Source organism: Streptomyces sp. NPDC001135 (genome assembly GCF_053598395.1).
The window spans coordinates 39,855-54,864 of the sequence record NZ_JBSFKD010000019.1; the positions used below are offsets into that span (position 1 = coordinate 39,855).

Sequence of the window (15,010 nt, forward strand, 5' to 3'; positions counted from 1 at the left end):
TCGGCTGACGGTACGTCAGTTGACCTGAGGTGGCCAGAGGGGGAGCCGGACGCGCCTGAACTGACGCGCGATACCGCCGGGCGGTGACCTGTCCGGCCGCTGCCGCGTTGCCCGGGTATGACCCTCCTGTACGCAGCCACCGGGCGTCAGCGCCGGATCTTCGTGCCCCGCCCCGCGGAATCGGTTCCGCCGCCCATGCCGCAGGACCCGCCCATCTACCGCGATCTCATGCGGACCTGGGCCGACCGGGGCCGCACCCTGCCGGGCCGCCACGACCCGGAGTGGATCAGGCTGGCGGCCCCGACGGTCCGCACGGGCCAGTTCAGCGACCTTCGGGTCCCGCCACGTGACGGGCGATGACCATCCGCTGGATCTGGTTGGTGCCCTCGACGATCTGCAGGACCTTGGCCTCGCGCATGTAACGCTCGGCCGGGAAGTCGGCGGTGTAGCCGTATCCCCCGAGTATCTGCACGGCGTCCGTGGTGACCTTCATGGCCGTGTCGGTGCAGTGCAGCTTGGCCATGGCGGCCTGCTTGGCGAACGGCCTGCCGGCGTCGCGCAGCCGGGCCGCCGCGAGGTAGAGCGCGCGGCCGGCCTCGATCTGGGTGGCCATGTCGGCGAGCATGAAGCGCAGGCCCTGGAAGTCGGCGATGGGACGGCCGAACTGCCGGCGCTGGGTGGCGTAGCCGACCGCCTCGTCCAGGGCGGACTGGGCGAGGCCGATCGCGCAGGCGGCGATACCGAGCCGCCCGGAGTCGAGGGCGGACAGGGCGATGGAGAAGCCCTGCCCCTCCTCGCCGATCCGGCGGTCGTCGCCGACCCGGACGCCGTCGAAGTGGACCTGGGCGGTGGGCGAGCCCTTCATGCCCATCTTCTTCTCGGGCACCGCCCCGCTCACGCCCGGTGCGTCCCCGGGGACCAGGAAGGCGGTGATCCCGCGGGGGCCCTCCTCGCCGGTGCGGGCCATCACGGTGTAGAAGTCGGCGATGCCGCCGTGCGTGATCCAGGCCTTGGTGCCGTTGATCACCCAGGCGTCACCCTCCGGGACGGCCTTCGTACGCAGCGACGCCGCGTCGGAACCGGCGGACGGCTCGGAGAGGCAGTAGGCGCCCAGCAGGCCGCCGCCCAGCATCGCGGGCAGGTGCTCGACCTGCTGCTGCTTGGTGCCGTAGGTCGCGAGGCCGTAGCAGGCGAGCGTGTGCACGCTGACGCCGAGGCCCACGGTGAGCCGGGCCGCGGAAAGCTCCTCCAGGACCTGGAGGTAGACCTCGTAGGGCTGGTCGCCGCCGCCGTACTCGGAGTCGTAGGGCAGGCCGAGCAGGCCCGATTCGGAGAGCAGGGTGAAGACCTCGCGCGGGAAGCGTCCCGCGTCCTCCTCGTCGGCCGCCTTCGGCGCGATCTCGCGCTGGGCGATGTCCCGGACGAGCGCGAGCAGGTCCCGCGCCTCTTCCGTCGGCAGCTGACGCTCCACCGGCTGCGGATCGCGGTCGGACATGGCGTCGGTCTCCTCCCTGTTCGGGCACCGGCGGTCCGGCCCGTCGGGTGGGGGCGCTCCGCCTGGTCGTTCCGTGGTACCGCGGGCGCCCGCTCCCGGGTCTCGGAAGCTTGCTGACCAGCGGCTGTGCGCAGTGAGTATGCCCGATCAGCGACCTCCAGTCACCAGTTAACGACCGCTTACTTCAAGAATCCGGCCGGAACTCCTGGCGGCACCGGAGGGCGGGCACCCACGGCCGCCGTGCGCACCCCGGCGGATCAGCCGTCGCGGCGGGCCGGCTGCGGGGCCGGGTAGGCGGGGTCCAGCTCCTCGACGGCGCGCAGGGCTCCGCCGAGCGTCTTGACCAGAAGTTCGCGCATGGCGGCGCGGGACAGCTCGGGGCGGTCGATCCAGTCCAGCGTCGCGCCCTCGACGCCGCACACCCAGGAGAGCAGGCCCATCCGGGCCAGCGGAGCGATGTCGCTGCGGCCGTAGGCCCCTTCGGCGATGGTGGCGATGATGGCCTCGCGCACCCCGTCCCGGATCGCGTGCACTTCGGCGTCGAAGCCGACGCCGCCGCTGACGATGGTGCGGTAGGCGGCCTGGTGGTGCTCGGCGTAGTGCAGATAGCCGTCGATGGTGCGGTGGACGCGGTCCACGGCGGGCCTCTCCAGGCCGCCCGCGGCCGAGGTGACCAGGTCGGCGACGGAGTCCTGGATGATCGCCAGGTAGTAGCCGCGCTTGGACTGGAAGTAGTAGTAGATCAGCCCCTTGGCGACATGCGCCTGGCGGGCGATGTCATCCATGGACAGCGCGTCGTAGGACGTGTCGGCGAACAACTTCCGCCCGATGGCGATGAGTTCGGCGCGACGCGCCACCGAGCGCTCGGTACCGTTCGCCGGGGGGCGGACGGCGGCACGCTGCTGAGGCATATTCAATTTCGACCCTGGTCTGGGAGGTCGGTGGGACCTCCGCAGTATGTCAGAACATGCCGGCCGCGTGCGGCTCGGTCAGAGCAGGCCCAGCTGGGTCACGAGCATCGCGATCACCGCGACGAGGACCCAGCCCATGACGTGCTCGAGGATCTCCGGGCCGTCTTCCTGGGGGCCGCCGGTGCGGACGCGGGCGGCGGTGGCCGGGTGTGCGGTCATGGTTTCTCACAGAGGTCGGACGTACGGAGCGGAACCCCCCACCCTTTTGTCCACCTTGCCACCCGCGACGGCGTTTGCGGCAGAGACGTTGCTCACAGGGGCCGGGTCAGCGCACGCCCACCGCCTCGAGCGCCTTGCGCTGGCGCGGGCTCGGGTGGGCCGGGAAGTAGAGGTAGCAGACCCCGCCGGGGCCCGGGACGACCTTCCCCGAGGCGTTGTACCGCTTGGTCCGGAGCCAGATGTTCTCGAACTCCCGGCGCAGATAGACCCGCCGTACCGCGTCGTCGCTGGCCGAGGCCGGGTCGTTGGCGATCACGTCGCCGTCCGCCGTGAACCCGATCACGGTCATCAGATGGCCGGAGGTGCCGTAGCCGGCGCCGGTCAGCTCCGTCTTCAGGAACGACTGCGACGTTATGGCCGGGATGCCGGCCGCGATCAGGGTCTCCAGGTCGGTCAGCGAGGCGAGGCGCGTGACCACACTCTGCAGGTCCTCGAACGTGGCCGCGTAGGCCGCGTTGAACGGCCAGTTGCCGCAGCCCTCGTACTGGTAGTCGTAGGTGAACCGGGCGGCGTGGTCGACCTGCGGATCGGCGTAGGAGGGGTCGACCCAGGACAGCTGCTCGGGCGTGAGCCGGCCGCCCCAGTACTCGACGACCATCTGCGAGGAGGTGGGGCTGCACCAGGCCTCGCCGCCGTTGTCGTACTCCGGGTACTGGCCCTTGTGGATCTCCTGGGAGTAGCGCGGGACGGCCAGTTCCTGGGCCAGGCCGGGGGTGGAGGCGGGGACGGTGAAGCGGTCGGGGATGTCGGAGCCCATGGCGCCGAGCCGCCACACGGTGGGGGTCAGACGTGTGCCGGGCCTGCGGTACAGGGTCAGGCGCAGCCGGTACGACTCCAGGCGCAGGCCGGTGCTCGCGTCGTTGATCGCGAAGGTGTCGGTCCAGATGGTGCTCCTGCCGTCGGTCTGGTCGTCCACGGAGGTCCGCTTGATGTCCCGGTCACCGGAGGCCCAGCGGCCCATCACGTACCAGGGGGTCACGGTGCCGTCGGAGTACGTGCCCTGCAGTTCGACCTGGAGCCAGGTGCCGTCGGGGGTGTGCGCGTTCCAGGAGGCGACGACCTCGGTGGCGGGGACGGTGAGCCGGTGGACCGGGGCGGTCCAGGTGGCGTACTCCCAGGTGGCGGTCGTGCCGGTGTGCGGGTCGGTGTAGTCGCTGCGGCCGGCGGGGGTGCCGATCACGACGCCGGGGCGGGCGCCGGCGACGGTCCGGACGCCCTGGGCGGCACCGAGGCGCCACTCGCGGTACGTGGTCCAGGCGTGGTAGTCGACCGGGCGGGCCTGCGGCCGGCCGGCGTCGCCGGTACCGGCGGCGGGGCGCCGCGCGGCGGCGGCAGCGGGGGCCGTGCCGCCGGCCACCGCTACGGCGACGGCGGCGGTCAGGACGGTTCTGCGGGACGGTTGTCGGGCTCTGCTCATGGGCTCGATGACCCCCAGGTGTGCGATGCGGTCGGGGCTGATCTGCACGTGTGCGCCAACTATGGAGCAGCGGGCATGCCCCTGCCAGCACTTCGACGCATGCCGCGCCAGGAATATTGGTCTGAGCCACTGAAAGGTGCCGGATCGCCCCGCCGGCACGTGCGGGATGGTGCCGGTGCGCCCCGGAAGGGGCGCGGGGAGCTGCGCGACCGGCCCACCGCCGCCCGCACGGCTCCCCGCGACCACCCGGGCGCTGCGCCTCGCCGGGTGGGCTCCTCGCGTCAGACGAGATCCATCGCCGCGACCTCGTCGGGGCGCCCGTAGCTGATCGGGCCCTGGAAGCGGCGGCGGGCGGTGGCGAACCACCACACCGTCGCCACGACCAGCACCACCGCGAGGGCGATCGGCGCGTAGTTGAAGGTGTCGGCGGTGATCGGCGAGGCCTGCGGCAGCATGAACAGCACGCTGCTGAGCACGATCCAGATCACCGCGAGCCAGCCGACCGGCCGGCCCCAGCGGCCCAGGTGCCAGGGTCCCGGCTGGAACTCGCCGCCGAGCCGCAGCCGCAGGAAGATCGGCACGGCGTAGGCGAGGAAGAGACCGACCACGTTGACGCTGACGATGGCGGTGAAGGCGGTGTGGGACCACCAGCCCGGCACGACCAGGGCCACCGAGCAGACCACCGCGAGCCACACCGCCTTCACGGGCGTACGGGTGCGCGGCGAGACCGAGTGCCACCAGCGGGAGCCGGGCATGGCTCCGTCCCGGGAGAAGGCGAAGATCTGCCGGGTGTTGCTGGTGAGGTTGGCGAGACCGCAGAAGAGCATCGCGCCGATGACGATGAGGAGCATGACCTTGGCGGCGGCCAGTCCGAGGCCGTCGATGAGAATCTGGACCGGTGGCGCCGCGGAACCGGCCACCTTGGCGTAGTCGCCAATGCTGTAGACCAGTGCCAGCATCAGGATGAGACCGGTGATCGCCGAATAGCCGATGGCGCGGGTGATCCCCCTGGGCGCGTTGACCGTCGCGCGGACCGTTTCCTCGGACATGTGGAAGCTGCCGTCGAACCCGGTGAACGTCCAGCTGGTGACCAGCAGGCCGAGCATGCCTCCGTAAAGTCCGCTCGTGAAGCCGGTGTTGTTCTCGAAATGCGTCACGAACGACGCCGGCTGATGATGGCCGGGTATCACTATGAGTGCGCCCACGATCACCACGAGTCCGATCAGCAGCCACCACACGGAAATGCGGTTCAGTACGGCGACGAGCTGGACGGTGTAGGTGTTGGCGAGGCCCTGCACGACGATGATCAGGGCCGTGATCAGCACTGTCTGATGCGTGGTCGGCTGGTAGGAGGGCCACTGCAGCTGGATGAAGGCCTGGATGAAGGTGGCGGCCGCATAGCCGGTGGCGGCGGTACCGCCGATCTGGCCGACGAAGTTCAGCCAGCCCGTGTACCACGACCAGGCACCCTTGTGCCGCTTTGCAAGTTTACCGGCGGAGAAATACAGCGCGCCGCTCGTCGGATAGGCCGAGGCGACTTCCGCCATGGCCGCGCCGATGAGCAGCACCATGACGCAGACACCGATCCAGCCGAACACGAGAATGCGGGGGCCACCCGCATTCATACCGAATCCGAAGGACGAGAAAATACCCGAGAGGATATTGATGATGGTGAAGGAGATCGCGAAATTGTCGAACGCCTGGAAGCGCCGGGTGAGTTTCCGCGGATAACCCATCGCGTGCAGGGTCGCGTCGTCGTCGAGCACGACCGGGTCCTCTCCCGCACGGGCCTTCGCCCGTGGAGTCGACATCCGTTCCGACACAGATCGGCCTTTCTCTCGATGGGGAGCAGGGACGAACGAACAGGGTCAGTCGGGTCGCGGGACGGGCAGACCGCAGGCGCGCCGGGCCCGGGAGAGCTGTTCGGCGGGGTCACCGAAGGCGCTCCAGGGCATGCGCGAGGCGTACGGGCCCATCGCCGTGAACACCGCCCGGGCCTCGAACTCGCGCTGGGCCATCACGAGCGCGTGCGCGAGGTAGGCCAGGTCGAGCACCGGTGTGAAGCGGTACCCCTCGGCCGCCGGCAGCCAGTTGTGGTAGATGGCCAGCGCGGTGGAGCGCCACTGCGGCTGTTCCCAGACGCGGTCGGCGAGCAGCTGGGTGGGGTTGTAGCTCTCCACCAGGGCCACCAGCGGCAACAGCCGGAGGGCGGAGTCGGCGGGCGCCCGCTGGCTGAGGAAGGCGGCCACGTCCCAGGCCGCGTTGACCGAACCGCCGTAGCGCGTGAAGAAGCACGACAGGAAGCGGTGGTGGCCCTCGCGGTGCCAGGGGTCCAGGGACAGGATGTGCCCGAACAGCCGCCAGGGGCCGGGCGGGGCGGTGAGCAGACCCTGCGGGGCGGGGTCGCGCAGCCGGTGCAGCCGGGCCATGGCGAGCTTGGCGACCCAGGGCGTGGGGTCCTCGGGGGCCAGGACGGCGGCCCGGTCGCAGGCGGTCAGCGCGATCCGCTCCAGCGCCTCCGCGCGCTCGTCGCGCGCGTCGGCGGCCCGCAGCGCACGCTGCACCGCGACCCGGGCCCACATCAGCGTCGCCTCGGGCGTCGGCTCCTCGGCGACCCAGCGCTCGACCAGATCGGTGCCGGCCGCCTCGGAGGCGAGGACCAGCGAGCGGTGGGCGCGCAGGGCGAAGTCGGAACGCGTCTCGGCGAGGGCCTCGTACGCGTATCGATAACGTCCGGCGCGCACATCGACGCATACGCTCGCCAGGACACGGTCGTCGGCCGCCGGATGCCACACATAGTGCCCTTCGAATAACCCCGCGGCCATGTCTCCCTGCCAGTCCCCGTACGACGCACACCGGTTGCGCTGGAGGCACCCTACTCAGCTACGGGCACACCCGGAACGCCGAATTCGACATATCGGTCAGGGGATTCACGAATGTTTATCCGGGCCATTGACTGGCTGCCAGCCGATGATTCAAACCCCGACGTTTTGAGTGCGGCGGCCGCCCTGGTCCGGCCGCTATGGGCCACTACTACACTGTTTCCGGAAAACCGCCCACACCGACCCACACCGGGGAACCACCATTCTCGACCTCGCCGCCCGGCTGCGCGGGCTTCCCCCCTCCCTCGGGCCGGTCCGGCTGATCGGCGTCGACGGGCACGCCGGCTCGGGAAAGTCCACCTTCGCCGGGCACCTGGCCGCCGCGCTCGGCGGTGCTCCCGTACTGCACCTCGACGACATCGCCAGCCACGAGCGGCTCTTCGCGTGGACCGACCGGCTCATGACCCAGGTGATCCAGCCGCTCGCCCGCGGCGAGAGCGCGCACTACACGCCGTACGACTGGCGAGCCCGTACGTTCACCGCGCCACGCCCGCTGCCGGCGGCGCCCGTGGTCCTGGTCGAGGGGGTGGGGGCCGGGCGCCGGGCGCTACGACCGCACCTGGCCCTGCTGCTCTGGATGGAGCTGCCCCGGGAGGAGTCCTGGACGCGCGGCCGGCTGCGGGACGGGGCGGAGCAGCGGGAGTTCTGGGAGGGGTGGGTGGCGGCGGAGCGCGCGCACTTCGCCGAAGACCCTTCGCGCCCCCATGCCGATCTCCTGGTACGGCAGTCACCTGAGGGGTACGAGGTGCTGGCGGGGCCGGCGTCAACCCGTGGACCGGACCAAAGCATGACCCAGAGTGATGGACCGTCCCCGTTGTGGTGAAGTGGTGAAGACCCCGACCGGACGAACTTCCCCGAAGGCCTCAACTCGGCTTGACCCGGGGGCCGTACAGGTCTTACGTTCTCAATGTGCGGCCATTCGGAGCCGCTCACAGACGCGAAGCCCCCGGTTGTTCCCCCGTGATCGGGGGCTTCGTTCTGCCCGCGGACGTTTTTCCCGGCGCCCGGCGCACCGATCCGCTCACCCTCGGTCACGAAACCCTGTGCGCCCCGTCTGCTCCCACCTCGTCAAACGGCCTGCGCGGCACCCTTCGGCACCCGGTCTTCACGCGGGTACGATGCCCTCGGGGCGACCTTCGCGGCTGCCTCGCGCACTGGTAACTCCGGTCCGCGGCACGGCGGTTCGATGCGCGGCGTCCGTCGGGCGACTGCCCGGTGGTGAACCACGGGGGCACGGTCTGTGGGGGGACGGGATGGACTTCGGCACGCAGGGCCCCGAGGCCCCGGCCGACCTGGCCTGGCTGCGAGGGGTGGACGCCTACACGATGGGCGCCTATCCCCAGGCGGAGGAGGAGTTCCGCACCGCGGTGCGGATGGACTCCGGGATGGCGGACGGCTGGCTCGGGCTGCACGCGCTCCGGGTCGACACGACGACCTCGCTGCTCAGGATGTTCCGGCACCGCGACCGCTTCGGCGAACAGCGCGCCCGGCACCGCCGGACCCTCAACTCCTGGTACTGGCTGGGCTGGTGGGTGCAACCGGTGCTGGAGAGCCCGCGTGACCTGCTGCTGGCGCACGCCTCCCACTGGCTGGACGGCCGGCACGTGCCCGAGCTGGACCGCGCCCTCGCCGGCCTGCCCCCGGTCGACACCGATCCCCAGGTCCGCTTCCTGCACGCCTGCCGCTCCTATCTGGTGAAGGACTGGGAGCAGCTGGTACGGCACACCGACCCGCTGCTGGACGACCCCATGCTCGGCATCGAGGCCGGCCTGTTCGGCGGCATGGCCCGGGTCCGGCTGGAGATGTACGGCCAGGCCGAACCGCTGCTGTCGGCGGCGCTGATGCGCTGCCGCAGTGAGCAGCCGCAACGCAAGGAGCTGCGCTACTGGCTGGCCCGGGCGCACGAGGGCACGGGCCGCAGCGCCGCCGCGCTCCCCCTCTACCGGGCCGTGCACCGCGTGGACCCGGCGTTCATGGACACCTCGGCGCGGCTCGCGGCGATCGCCGAGGGCGACGGGTACGACGACGGCGCCGATCTCGCCGCCATCACCCTGACGGGTGTCGGACAGGACAGTGTGGACGGCCCGGACGGGTACGACCCCGTCTTCGGCACCGAGGGCCGTGACCTGCGGCTGCCGGAGCCGGACCTGCCGACGGGGCCCCTGCCGTCGGTGACCGATCGGGCGGTGCGGGTGAAGACGGGTGTGTCGTCCGCACCGATCCCGGCCGGGCCCACCGATCCGGCCCTGCTCGAGGAGGCGCTCGCCGAGCTGGAGCGCATGGTGGGGCTGGCGCCGGTGAAACGCCAGGTCAAGGCGTTGTCGGCGCAGTTGAACATGGCCCGGCTGCGGGCCGGGCAGGGCCTGCCGGTGCAGCCGCCGAAACGGCACTTCGTCTTCTCCGGGCCGTCGGGGACGGGGAAGACCACGGTCGCCCGGATCCTCGGCCGGGTCTTCTACGCCCTCGGGCTGCTCGGCGGTGACCACCTGGTCGAGGCCCAGCGGGCCGATCTGGTCGGGGAGTACCTCGGGCAGACGGCCGTCAAGGCCAACGAGCTGATCGACTCCGCGATCGGCGGGGTGCTGTTCGTGGACGAGGCGTACTCCCTGTCCAACTCGGGTTACGGCAAGGGCGACGCGTACGGCGACGAGGCCCTGCAGGTGCTGCTGAAGCGCGCCGAGGACAACCGGGACCACCTGGTGGTGATCCTCGCCGGCTATCCGGAGGGCATGGACCGGCTGCTGGCGGCGAACCCCGGGCTGTCGTCCCGCTTCACGACCCGGGTCGACTTCCCCTCCTACCGGCCGCTGGAACTCACCGAGATCGGCAAGGTCCTCGCGGCGGAGAACGGGGACGTGTGGGACGACGAGGCGCTGGAGGAACTGCGCTCGATCGCCGGGCACGTGGTCGACCAGGGGTGGATCGACGAGTTGGGGAACGGGCGGTTCCTGCGGACGCTGTACGAGAAGAGCTGTGCGTACCGGGATCTGCGGTTGTCGACGTACGCGGGTTCCCTGTCCCGGGAGGACCTGGCGACGCTGCGACTGCCCGACCTGATGCAGGCGTACGGAGAAGTGCTGTCGGGCAGGGGGCCGCAGGATCCCTCGGCCATGTGAAGCGCCCACCCAAGGGGCTCGGGGCTGCGGGGGACATTGCGGCTCCGGCACGTGGGCACGGCCGGCCACGACGCGCCGGCAGCCGCACAGCTCCCCGCCGCCCGAGCTCTCAGGCGAGTGCTCCCTCCGGCTCCCCGCTCACCCTGGGCTCCGTCAGCTTCATGTCCGGCACCTCCCGGTGCGCCGGATCCCGCACCTCTCCCACCAGCATCTCCAGGACGTCCTCCAGCGCCACCAGACCCAGCACCTTGCCGCTCGCATCCGCCACCTGGGCCAGATGAGTGGCCGCTCGGCGCATGACGGTCAGTGCGTCGTCGAGCGGCAGCTCGGCCCGCAGGGTCGCCATCGGGCGCCACACGTGCTGCGGCACCGCACGGTCCGAGTCCTCCAGGTCCAGGACGTCCTTGACGTGGACGTACCCCATGAAGGGACCCTTGTCCGTCGCGGCGACCGGGAAGCGGGAGTACCCGGTGCGGGCCGTCAGCTCGACGATCCGTCCCGGGGTGATCGCCGGGTCCACCGTGACCAGGGACTCCCGGCGCAGCAGGACGTCCGTCACCGGGCGGGAGCCCAGTTCCAGGGCGTCCTCCAGGCGTTCCCGTTCCTCGGGGTCGAGCAGGCCCGCCTGGCCGGAGTCCTCCAGCAGGCGGTTGAGCTGCTCGCTGGTGACCACCGCCTCCACCTCGTCCTTGGGCTCGACCCGGAACAGGCGCAGGACGGCCTGGGCGCAGGTGCCCAGGGACACCGTGATCGGCCTGCACAGGCGGGCGAAACAGACCAGGCCCGGGCTCAGCCACAGAGCCGCCTTCTCGGGGGCCGCCATCGCCAGGTTCTTCGGCACCATCTCACCGATGACCAGGTGGAAGAAGACCACCGCGGCCAACGCGATCACATAGCCGAGCGGATGGATCACGCCGTCGGGCAGACGCACCGCCTCGAACACCGGTTCCAGCAGGCGCGCCACCGTCGGCTCGGCCACCGCGCCCAGTGTCAGGGAGCAGACGGTGATGCCGAACTGGGCCGCGGCCATCATCTGCGGCAGCCTCTCCAGGCCGTACAGCACCTGGCGGGCCCGGGCGGTGCCGAGCGGTTCGATCTGGCTGCGGCGGACGGAGACCAGCGCGAACTCGGCGCCGACGAAGAAGCCGTTGGCGAGCACGAGCAGCGCGGCGAAGACCAGTTGGAGGACGCTCATCGGACGGCCTCCATCACGTTCACCGCCGGGACCGTCCTGACCAGGCGGACCCGTTCGGCGCGGTAGTGGCCGACCTGGCGGACCGAGAGCCGCCAGCCGGGCAGTTCGGCCCGGTCGCCGGGGGCCGGGATCCGGCCGAGCAGGTCGGCGACCAGTCCGGCGACCGTCTCGTACGGCCCCTCGGGCACGTCGAGGCCTATGCGCTGCAGGATGTCGACGCGGCAGCTGCCGTCGACGTCCCAGGCGGGCCGCCCGTCCTCCGGCGGGGCGGGCGCCAGCTCGGGCACGTCCTTGGCGTCGTGCTCGTCGCGGACCTCTCCGACGAGTTCCTCGACGATGTCCTCCAGGGTGACGACGCCGGCCGTGCCGCCGTACTCGTCGACGACGACCGCGATCGGCTGCTCGCTGCGCAGCCGCGCCAGGAGCGGCTGGACGGGCAGGGTCTCGGGGACGAGGAGGGCCTTGCGGGCGATACGGCTGACGGGGGTGCGCAGCCGGTCGCGCGCGGGGACCGCGAGGGCGTCCTTGAGGTGGGCCATGCCGACGACGTCGTCGATCTTCTCCCGGTAGACGGGGAAGCGGGACAGGCCGGTGGCCCGGGTGAGGTTGACGACGTCCTCGGCGGTGGCCGTGTCCTGCAGGGCGCTGACCCTCACGCGCGGGGTCATGACGTGCTGCGCGGTCAGCTCGCCCAGGGACAGGGTGCGCACGAACAGGTCGGCCGTGTCCTGTTCCAGGGCGCCGGCCTGGGCGGAGTGCCGGGCCAGGGAGACCAGTTCGCCGGGGGTGCGGGCGGAGGCCAGTTCGTCGGCGGGCTCGACGCCGAGCGCGCGCACCAGCCGGTTGGCGACCGTGTTGAGTGTGGCGATCACCGGGCGGAACAGCCGGGAGAAGTGGTGCTGCGGGCCGGCCACGAACCGCGCGACCTGAAGTGGCTTGGACACCGCCCAGTTCTTGGGCACGAGTTCGCCGATCACCATCTGGACCGCGGAGGCCAGCAGCATGCCGACGACCACGGCGACACCGGAGACGGCGCCGCCCGGGATGCCGAGCGCGGCGAACGGGCCGTGCAGCAGCTCGGCCAGCGCCGGTTCGGCGAGCATGCCGACGACCAGGGAGGTGATGGTGATGCCGAGCTGGGTGCCGGAGAGCTGGAAGGACAGCTCCTTGAGCGACTCCGCGACCCTACGGGCCCGTCGGTCGCCCTCGGCGGCGGCCTGCTCGGCGTCCGTCGACTCGACGGTCACCAGGCCGAACTCCGCGGCCACGAAGAAGCCGTTGGCGAGGATCAGCAGGAAAGCCGCTCCGAGGAGCAGCAGGGGGATGGTCACGCTGCCACCGCCTTCCCGGTATGTCGGGTCGGGGCGGCGCAGGTACTACAGGACGATCCGTCCATCGCTGGAGGGAGTCACTCCTCGGGTAGCAGGAACCCCTGTGCACCGGGCGGCACGCAGGGGCGGAGGCGCAGCGAAGAGGCCTCCGCCACCAGATTAATCAAGACAGGGGCCACTCGGGCAGGGTGGGCGCCCCCGAGTCAGCCCTGATCTTCGACCGGGTGGGTCGTGGAGCGGGCTTCGGCGAGCGCGCGCAGGGTCTGTGCGTCGGCGATGGCACGCTGCTTGGCAAGGCCCGGCTGGATGCCGAGCGCGGGCAGGCTGGTGCCGTCGCTGAGGTCGAGGAACACCCACGGATCGCCCGGACGGAGGTTCACCTGGAGGATCTCCTCCCAGGCCAGGCGCCGCCTGCTGGCGATGTTCACCACGGTGACGCCGGACTCGTCGGCGACGACCTTCACCCGGGCCAGCTGGGCCAGCACCCAGAAGATCAGCGCCCCGGTGACGATGAAGCTGGCCCGCTCCCCCGGGCCGAGCTGCTCCAGTAGCAGGGCGACCCCGGAGATGGTCAGGAAGATCGCGACACCGGCGGTGAGCAGGATCACCCGGGTGTGGCCCGGCCGGAAGGTGACGGGAAGGGAGGGAAGATCGGACATCGCGGTGCGTACCCCTTACAGGCGGCAGGCGTGGATGGCCGTGGTGAGGATGGCGCGGGCGCCGATGGCGTACAGGTCGTCCATGATCCGCTGCGCCTCCTTGGCGGGGACCATGGCGCGGACCGCGACCCAGCCCTCGTTGTGCAGCGGGGAGACGGTCGGGGACTCCAGGCCGGGGGTGAGGGCGACGGCCTTCTCCAGCTGCTCGACGCGGCAGTCGTAGTCCATCATCACGTACGTCCGGGCGACCAGGACGCCCTGGAGGCGGCGCAGGAACTGCTGGACCTTCGGCTCCTCGCCGTCGGTGCCGGTGCGGCAGATGACGATCGCCTCTGACTTCATGATCGGCTCGCCGAAGACCTCCAGGCCCGCGTTGCGCAGGCTGGTGCCGGTCTCCACGACGTCGGCGATGACCTCGGCGACACCCAGCTCGATGGCGGTCTCCACGGCGCCGTCCAGGTGGACGACGGAGGCGTCGACACCGCTGTCCGCGAGGTGCCCCGCGACGATCCCCTCGTACGACGTGGCGACCGTCCTGCCCTTCAGGTCCTCGATGCCGTTCGCGGTGCCCGGCTTGGCGGCGAAGCGGAAGGTGGAACGGGCGAAGCCGAGCGGCAGGATCTCCTCGGCGTCGGCGCCGGAGTCGATCAGCAGGTCACGGCCGGTGATGCCCAGGTCGAGACGGCCGGAGGCGACGTAGATCGCGATGTCGCGGGGGCGGAGGTAGAAGAACTCGACCTCGTTCTCCGGGTCGACGATCCGCAGTTCCTTGGACTCGCGGCGCTGCTGGTAGCCGGCCTCATGCAGCATCTCCGCCGCAGGGCCGGACAGTGAACCCTTGTTGGGGACGGCGATGCGCAGCATGAGGTCGGCTTCCTTTGCTCGTTCTCTACGGGGCTGTGTGCGGGTACGGCTCAGAGGTGGGCGTAGACGTCGTCCAGGGAGATCCCGCGGGCGACCATCATCACCTGGACGTGGTACAGCAGCTGCGAGATCTCCTCGGCGGCCGCCTCCTTGCCCTCGTACTCGGCGGCCATCCAGACCTCGGCGGCCTCTTCGACGACCTTCTTGCCGATGGCATGGACACCCTTGCCGACCAGCTCTGCGGTGCGGGAGGTGGCGGGATCGCCGTGGGCGGCCTTGTGCTGGAGCTCGGTGAAGAGCTCCTCGAACGTCTTCTTGGACATGGTGGTCCCACCCTACGTGGTTCGGGCGGGACCTCAGTGCCAGGGTTCAGATACTGAGCGGAGCGTGGCCGCGGTCGCCACGGCGGCCGTCACCGCCTCGTGCCCCTTGTCCTCGTTCGAGCCCTCGATGCCGGCCCGGTCCAGGGCCTGTTCCTCGGTGTCGCAGGTGAGCACGCCGAAGCCGACGGGGACGCCGGTCTCGACGGCGACCTGGGTGAGGCCCTGGGTGACGCCCTGGCACACGTAGTCGAAGTGAGGGGTGCCGCCGCGGATGACGACGCCGAGGGCGACGACCGCGTCATAGCCGCGGCCCGCCAGCACCTTGGCGGCGACCGGGAGCTCGAAGGTCCCGGGGACCCGGATCAGGGTCGGCTCGTCGATGCCGAGCTCGTGCAGGGCGCGCAGGGCGCCGTTCACCAGACCGTCCATCACCTTCTCGTGCCACTGCGCCGCGATGACGGCGACCCTGAGGTCGCTCGCGTTGCGTACGGACAGTTCCGGTGCACCCTTGCCGCTCACGTCTCTCCTAAGTGCTTTC

14 protein-coding genes are annotated in these 15,010 nt (G+C 71.1%); 2 read left to right on the plus strand and 12 right to left on the minus strand.

What is annotated here, in order from left to right; genetic code table 11:
• Positions 1–322: 322 nt before the first annotated feature.
• From ACWC94_RS22950 to ACWC94_RS22975, 6 genes are all read right to left on the minus strand, one after another.
• Positions 323–1,495 carry an acyl-CoA dehydrogenase family protein gene (locus ACWC94_RS22950; protein ID WP_450798760.1) on the minus strand — a complete coding sequence of 391 codons (1,173 nt, stop codon included), beginning with the start codon at positions 1,493–1,495 and terminating at the stop codon, positions 323–325.
• 257 nt (positions 1,496–1,752) lie between these two features.
• Positions 1,753–2,406 carry a TetR/AcrR family transcriptional regulator gene (locus ACWC94_RS22955; protein WP_450798761.1) on the minus strand — a complete coding sequence of 218 codons (654 nt, stop codon included), beginning with the start codon at positions 2,404–2,406 and terminating at the stop codon, positions 1,753–1,755.
• A 78-nt stretch (positions 2,407–2,484) separates the two neighbouring features.
• Positions 2,485–2,625 carry an SCO1431 family membrane protein gene (locus tag ACWC94_RS22960; RefSeq protein ID WP_450798762.1) on the minus strand — a complete coding sequence of 47 codons (141 nt, stop codon included), beginning with the start codon at positions 2,623–2,625 and terminating at the stop codon, positions 2,485–2,487.
• Positions 2,626–2,731: 106 nt separating this feature from the next.
• On the minus strand, positions 2,732–4,102 hold the full coding sequence (locus ACWC94_RS22965; RefSeq protein WP_450798763.1) for a peptidase C39 family protein: 1,371 nt from the start codon (positions 4,100–4,102) through the stop codon (positions 2,732–2,734).
• Positions 4,103–4,383: 281 nt separating this feature from the next.
• Entirely contained in the window at positions 4,384–5,925 is a 1,542-nt protein-coding gene (locus tag ACWC94_RS22970; protein ID WP_450798764.1) for an amino acid permease, read from the minus strand.
• A gap of 45 nt (positions 5,926–5,970) precedes the next feature.
• Positions 5,971–6,927, minus strand: a complete 957-nt coding sequence (locus tag ACWC94_RS22975; RefSeq protein WP_450798765.1) for a hypothetical protein — start codon at positions 6,925–6,927, stop codon at positions 5,971–5,973.
• A 259-nt stretch (positions 6,928–7,186) separates the two neighbouring features.
• Here ACWC94_RS22975 and ACWC94_RS22980 point away from each other — a divergent pair, with 259 nt between their 5' ends.
• Both ACWC94_RS22980 and ACWC94_RS22985 read left to right on the plus strand, forming a co-directional pair.
• Positions 7,187–7,807, plus strand: a complete 621-nt coding sequence (locus ACWC94_RS22980; RefSeq protein ID WP_450798868.1) for a uridine kinase family protein — start codon at positions 7,187–7,189, stop codon at positions 7,805–7,807.
• Between the two features lie 430 nt (positions 7,808–8,237).
• The gene (locus ACWC94_RS22985) at positions 8,238–10,100 is read left to right on the plus strand and encodes an AAA family ATPase (protein ID WP_450798766.1); all 1,863 of its coding nucleotides are present in this window, start codon (positions 8,238–8,240) and stop codon (positions 10,098–10,100) included.
• A gap of 109 nt (positions 10,101–10,209) precedes the next feature.
• Here the strand turns inward: ACWC94_RS22985 and ACWC94_RS22990 are convergent, their stop codons facing one another.
• From ACWC94_RS22990 to ribH, 6 genes are all read right to left on the minus strand, one after another.
• The gene (locus ACWC94_RS22990; RefSeq protein ID WP_450798767.1) at positions 10,210–11,295 is read right to left on the minus strand and encodes a hemolysin family protein; all 1,086 of its coding nucleotides are present in this window, start codon (positions 11,293–11,295) and stop codon (positions 10,210–10,212) included.
• The gene (locus tag ACWC94_RS22995; protein WP_450798768.1) at positions 11,292–12,626 is read right to left on the minus strand and encodes a hemolysin family protein; all 1,335 of its coding nucleotides are present in this window, start codon (positions 12,624–12,626) and stop codon (positions 11,292–11,294) included. Before ACWC94_RS22995 ends, ACWC94_RS22990 begins: the two co-directional genes overlap by 4 nt.
• Positions 12,627–12,829: 203 nt before the next feature.
• Entirely contained in the window at positions 12,830–13,285 is a 456-nt protein-coding gene (locus ACWC94_RS23000) for a PH domain-containing protein (RefSeq protein ID WP_450798769.1), read from the minus strand.
• Between the two features lie 15 nt (positions 13,286–13,300).
• Complete coding sequence (hisG, locus tag ACWC94_RS23005) at positions 13,301–14,149, minus strand: ATP phosphoribosyltransferase (protein WP_450798771.1); 849 nt, start codon at positions 14,147–14,149, stop codon at positions 13,301–13,303.
• Positions 14,150–14,199: 50 nt separating this feature from the next.
• Positions 14,200–14,472 carry a phosphoribosyl-ATP diphosphatase gene (locus tag ACWC94_RS23010; RefSeq protein WP_007491392.1) on the minus strand — a complete coding sequence of 91 codons (273 nt, stop codon included), beginning with the start codon at positions 14,470–14,472 and terminating at the stop codon, positions 14,200–14,202.
• Positions 14,473–14,505: 33 nt separating this feature from the next.
• Positions 14,506–14,991, minus strand: coding sequence for a 6,7-dimethyl-8-ribityllumazine synthase (gene ribH / locus ACWC94_RS23015; RefSeq protein ID WP_450798772.1), 486 nt, complete (start codon positions 14,989–14,991; stop codon positions 14,506–14,508).
• Positions 14,992–15,010: the final 19 nt, after the last annotated feature.

Bases quoted from the DNA above. Each gene is read 5' to 3' on its own strand.
- ACWC94_RS22955 (WP_450798761.1), bottom strand. From the start codon at position 2,406: ATGCCTCAGCAGCGTGCCGCCGTCCGCCCCCCGGCGAACGGTACCGAG.
- ACWC94_RS22960 (WP_450798762.1), bottom strand. From the start codon at position 2,625: ATGACCGCACACCCGGCCACCGCCGCCCGCGTCCGCACCGGCGGCCCC.
- hisG (WP_450798771.1), bottom strand. From the start codon at position 14,149: ATGCTGCGCATCGCCGTCCCCAACAAGGGTTCACTGTCCGGCCCTGCG.
- ACWC94_RS22990 (WP_450798767.1), bottom strand. From the start codon at position 11,295: ATGAGCGTCCTCCAACTGGTCTTCGCCGCGCTGCTCGTGCTCGCCAAC.
- ACWC94_RS23010 (WP_007491392.1), bottom strand. From the start codon at position 14,472: ATGTCCAAGAAGACGTTCGAGGAGCTCTTCACCGAGCTCCAGCACAAG.
- ACWC94_RS23000 (WP_450798769.1), bottom strand. From the start codon at position 13,285: ATGTCCGATCTTCCCTCCCTTCCCGTCACCTTCCGGCCGGGCCACACC.
- ACWC94_RS22985 (WP_450798766.1), top strand. From the start codon at position 8,238: ATGGACTTCGGCACGCAGGGCCCCGAGGCCCCGGCCGACCTGGCCTGG.
- ACWC94_RS22950 (WP_450798760.1), bottom strand. From the start codon at position 1,495: ATGTCCGACCGCGATCCGCAGCCGGTGGAGCGTCAGCTGCCGACGGAA.
- ACWC94_RS22965 (WP_450798763.1), bottom strand. From the start codon at position 4,102: ATGAGCAGAGCCCGACAACCGTCCCGCAGAACCGTCCTGACCGCCGCC.
- ACWC94_RS22975 (WP_450798765.1), bottom strand. From the start codon at position 6,927: ATGGCCGCGGGGTTATTCGAAGGGCACTATGTGTGGCATCCGGCGGCC.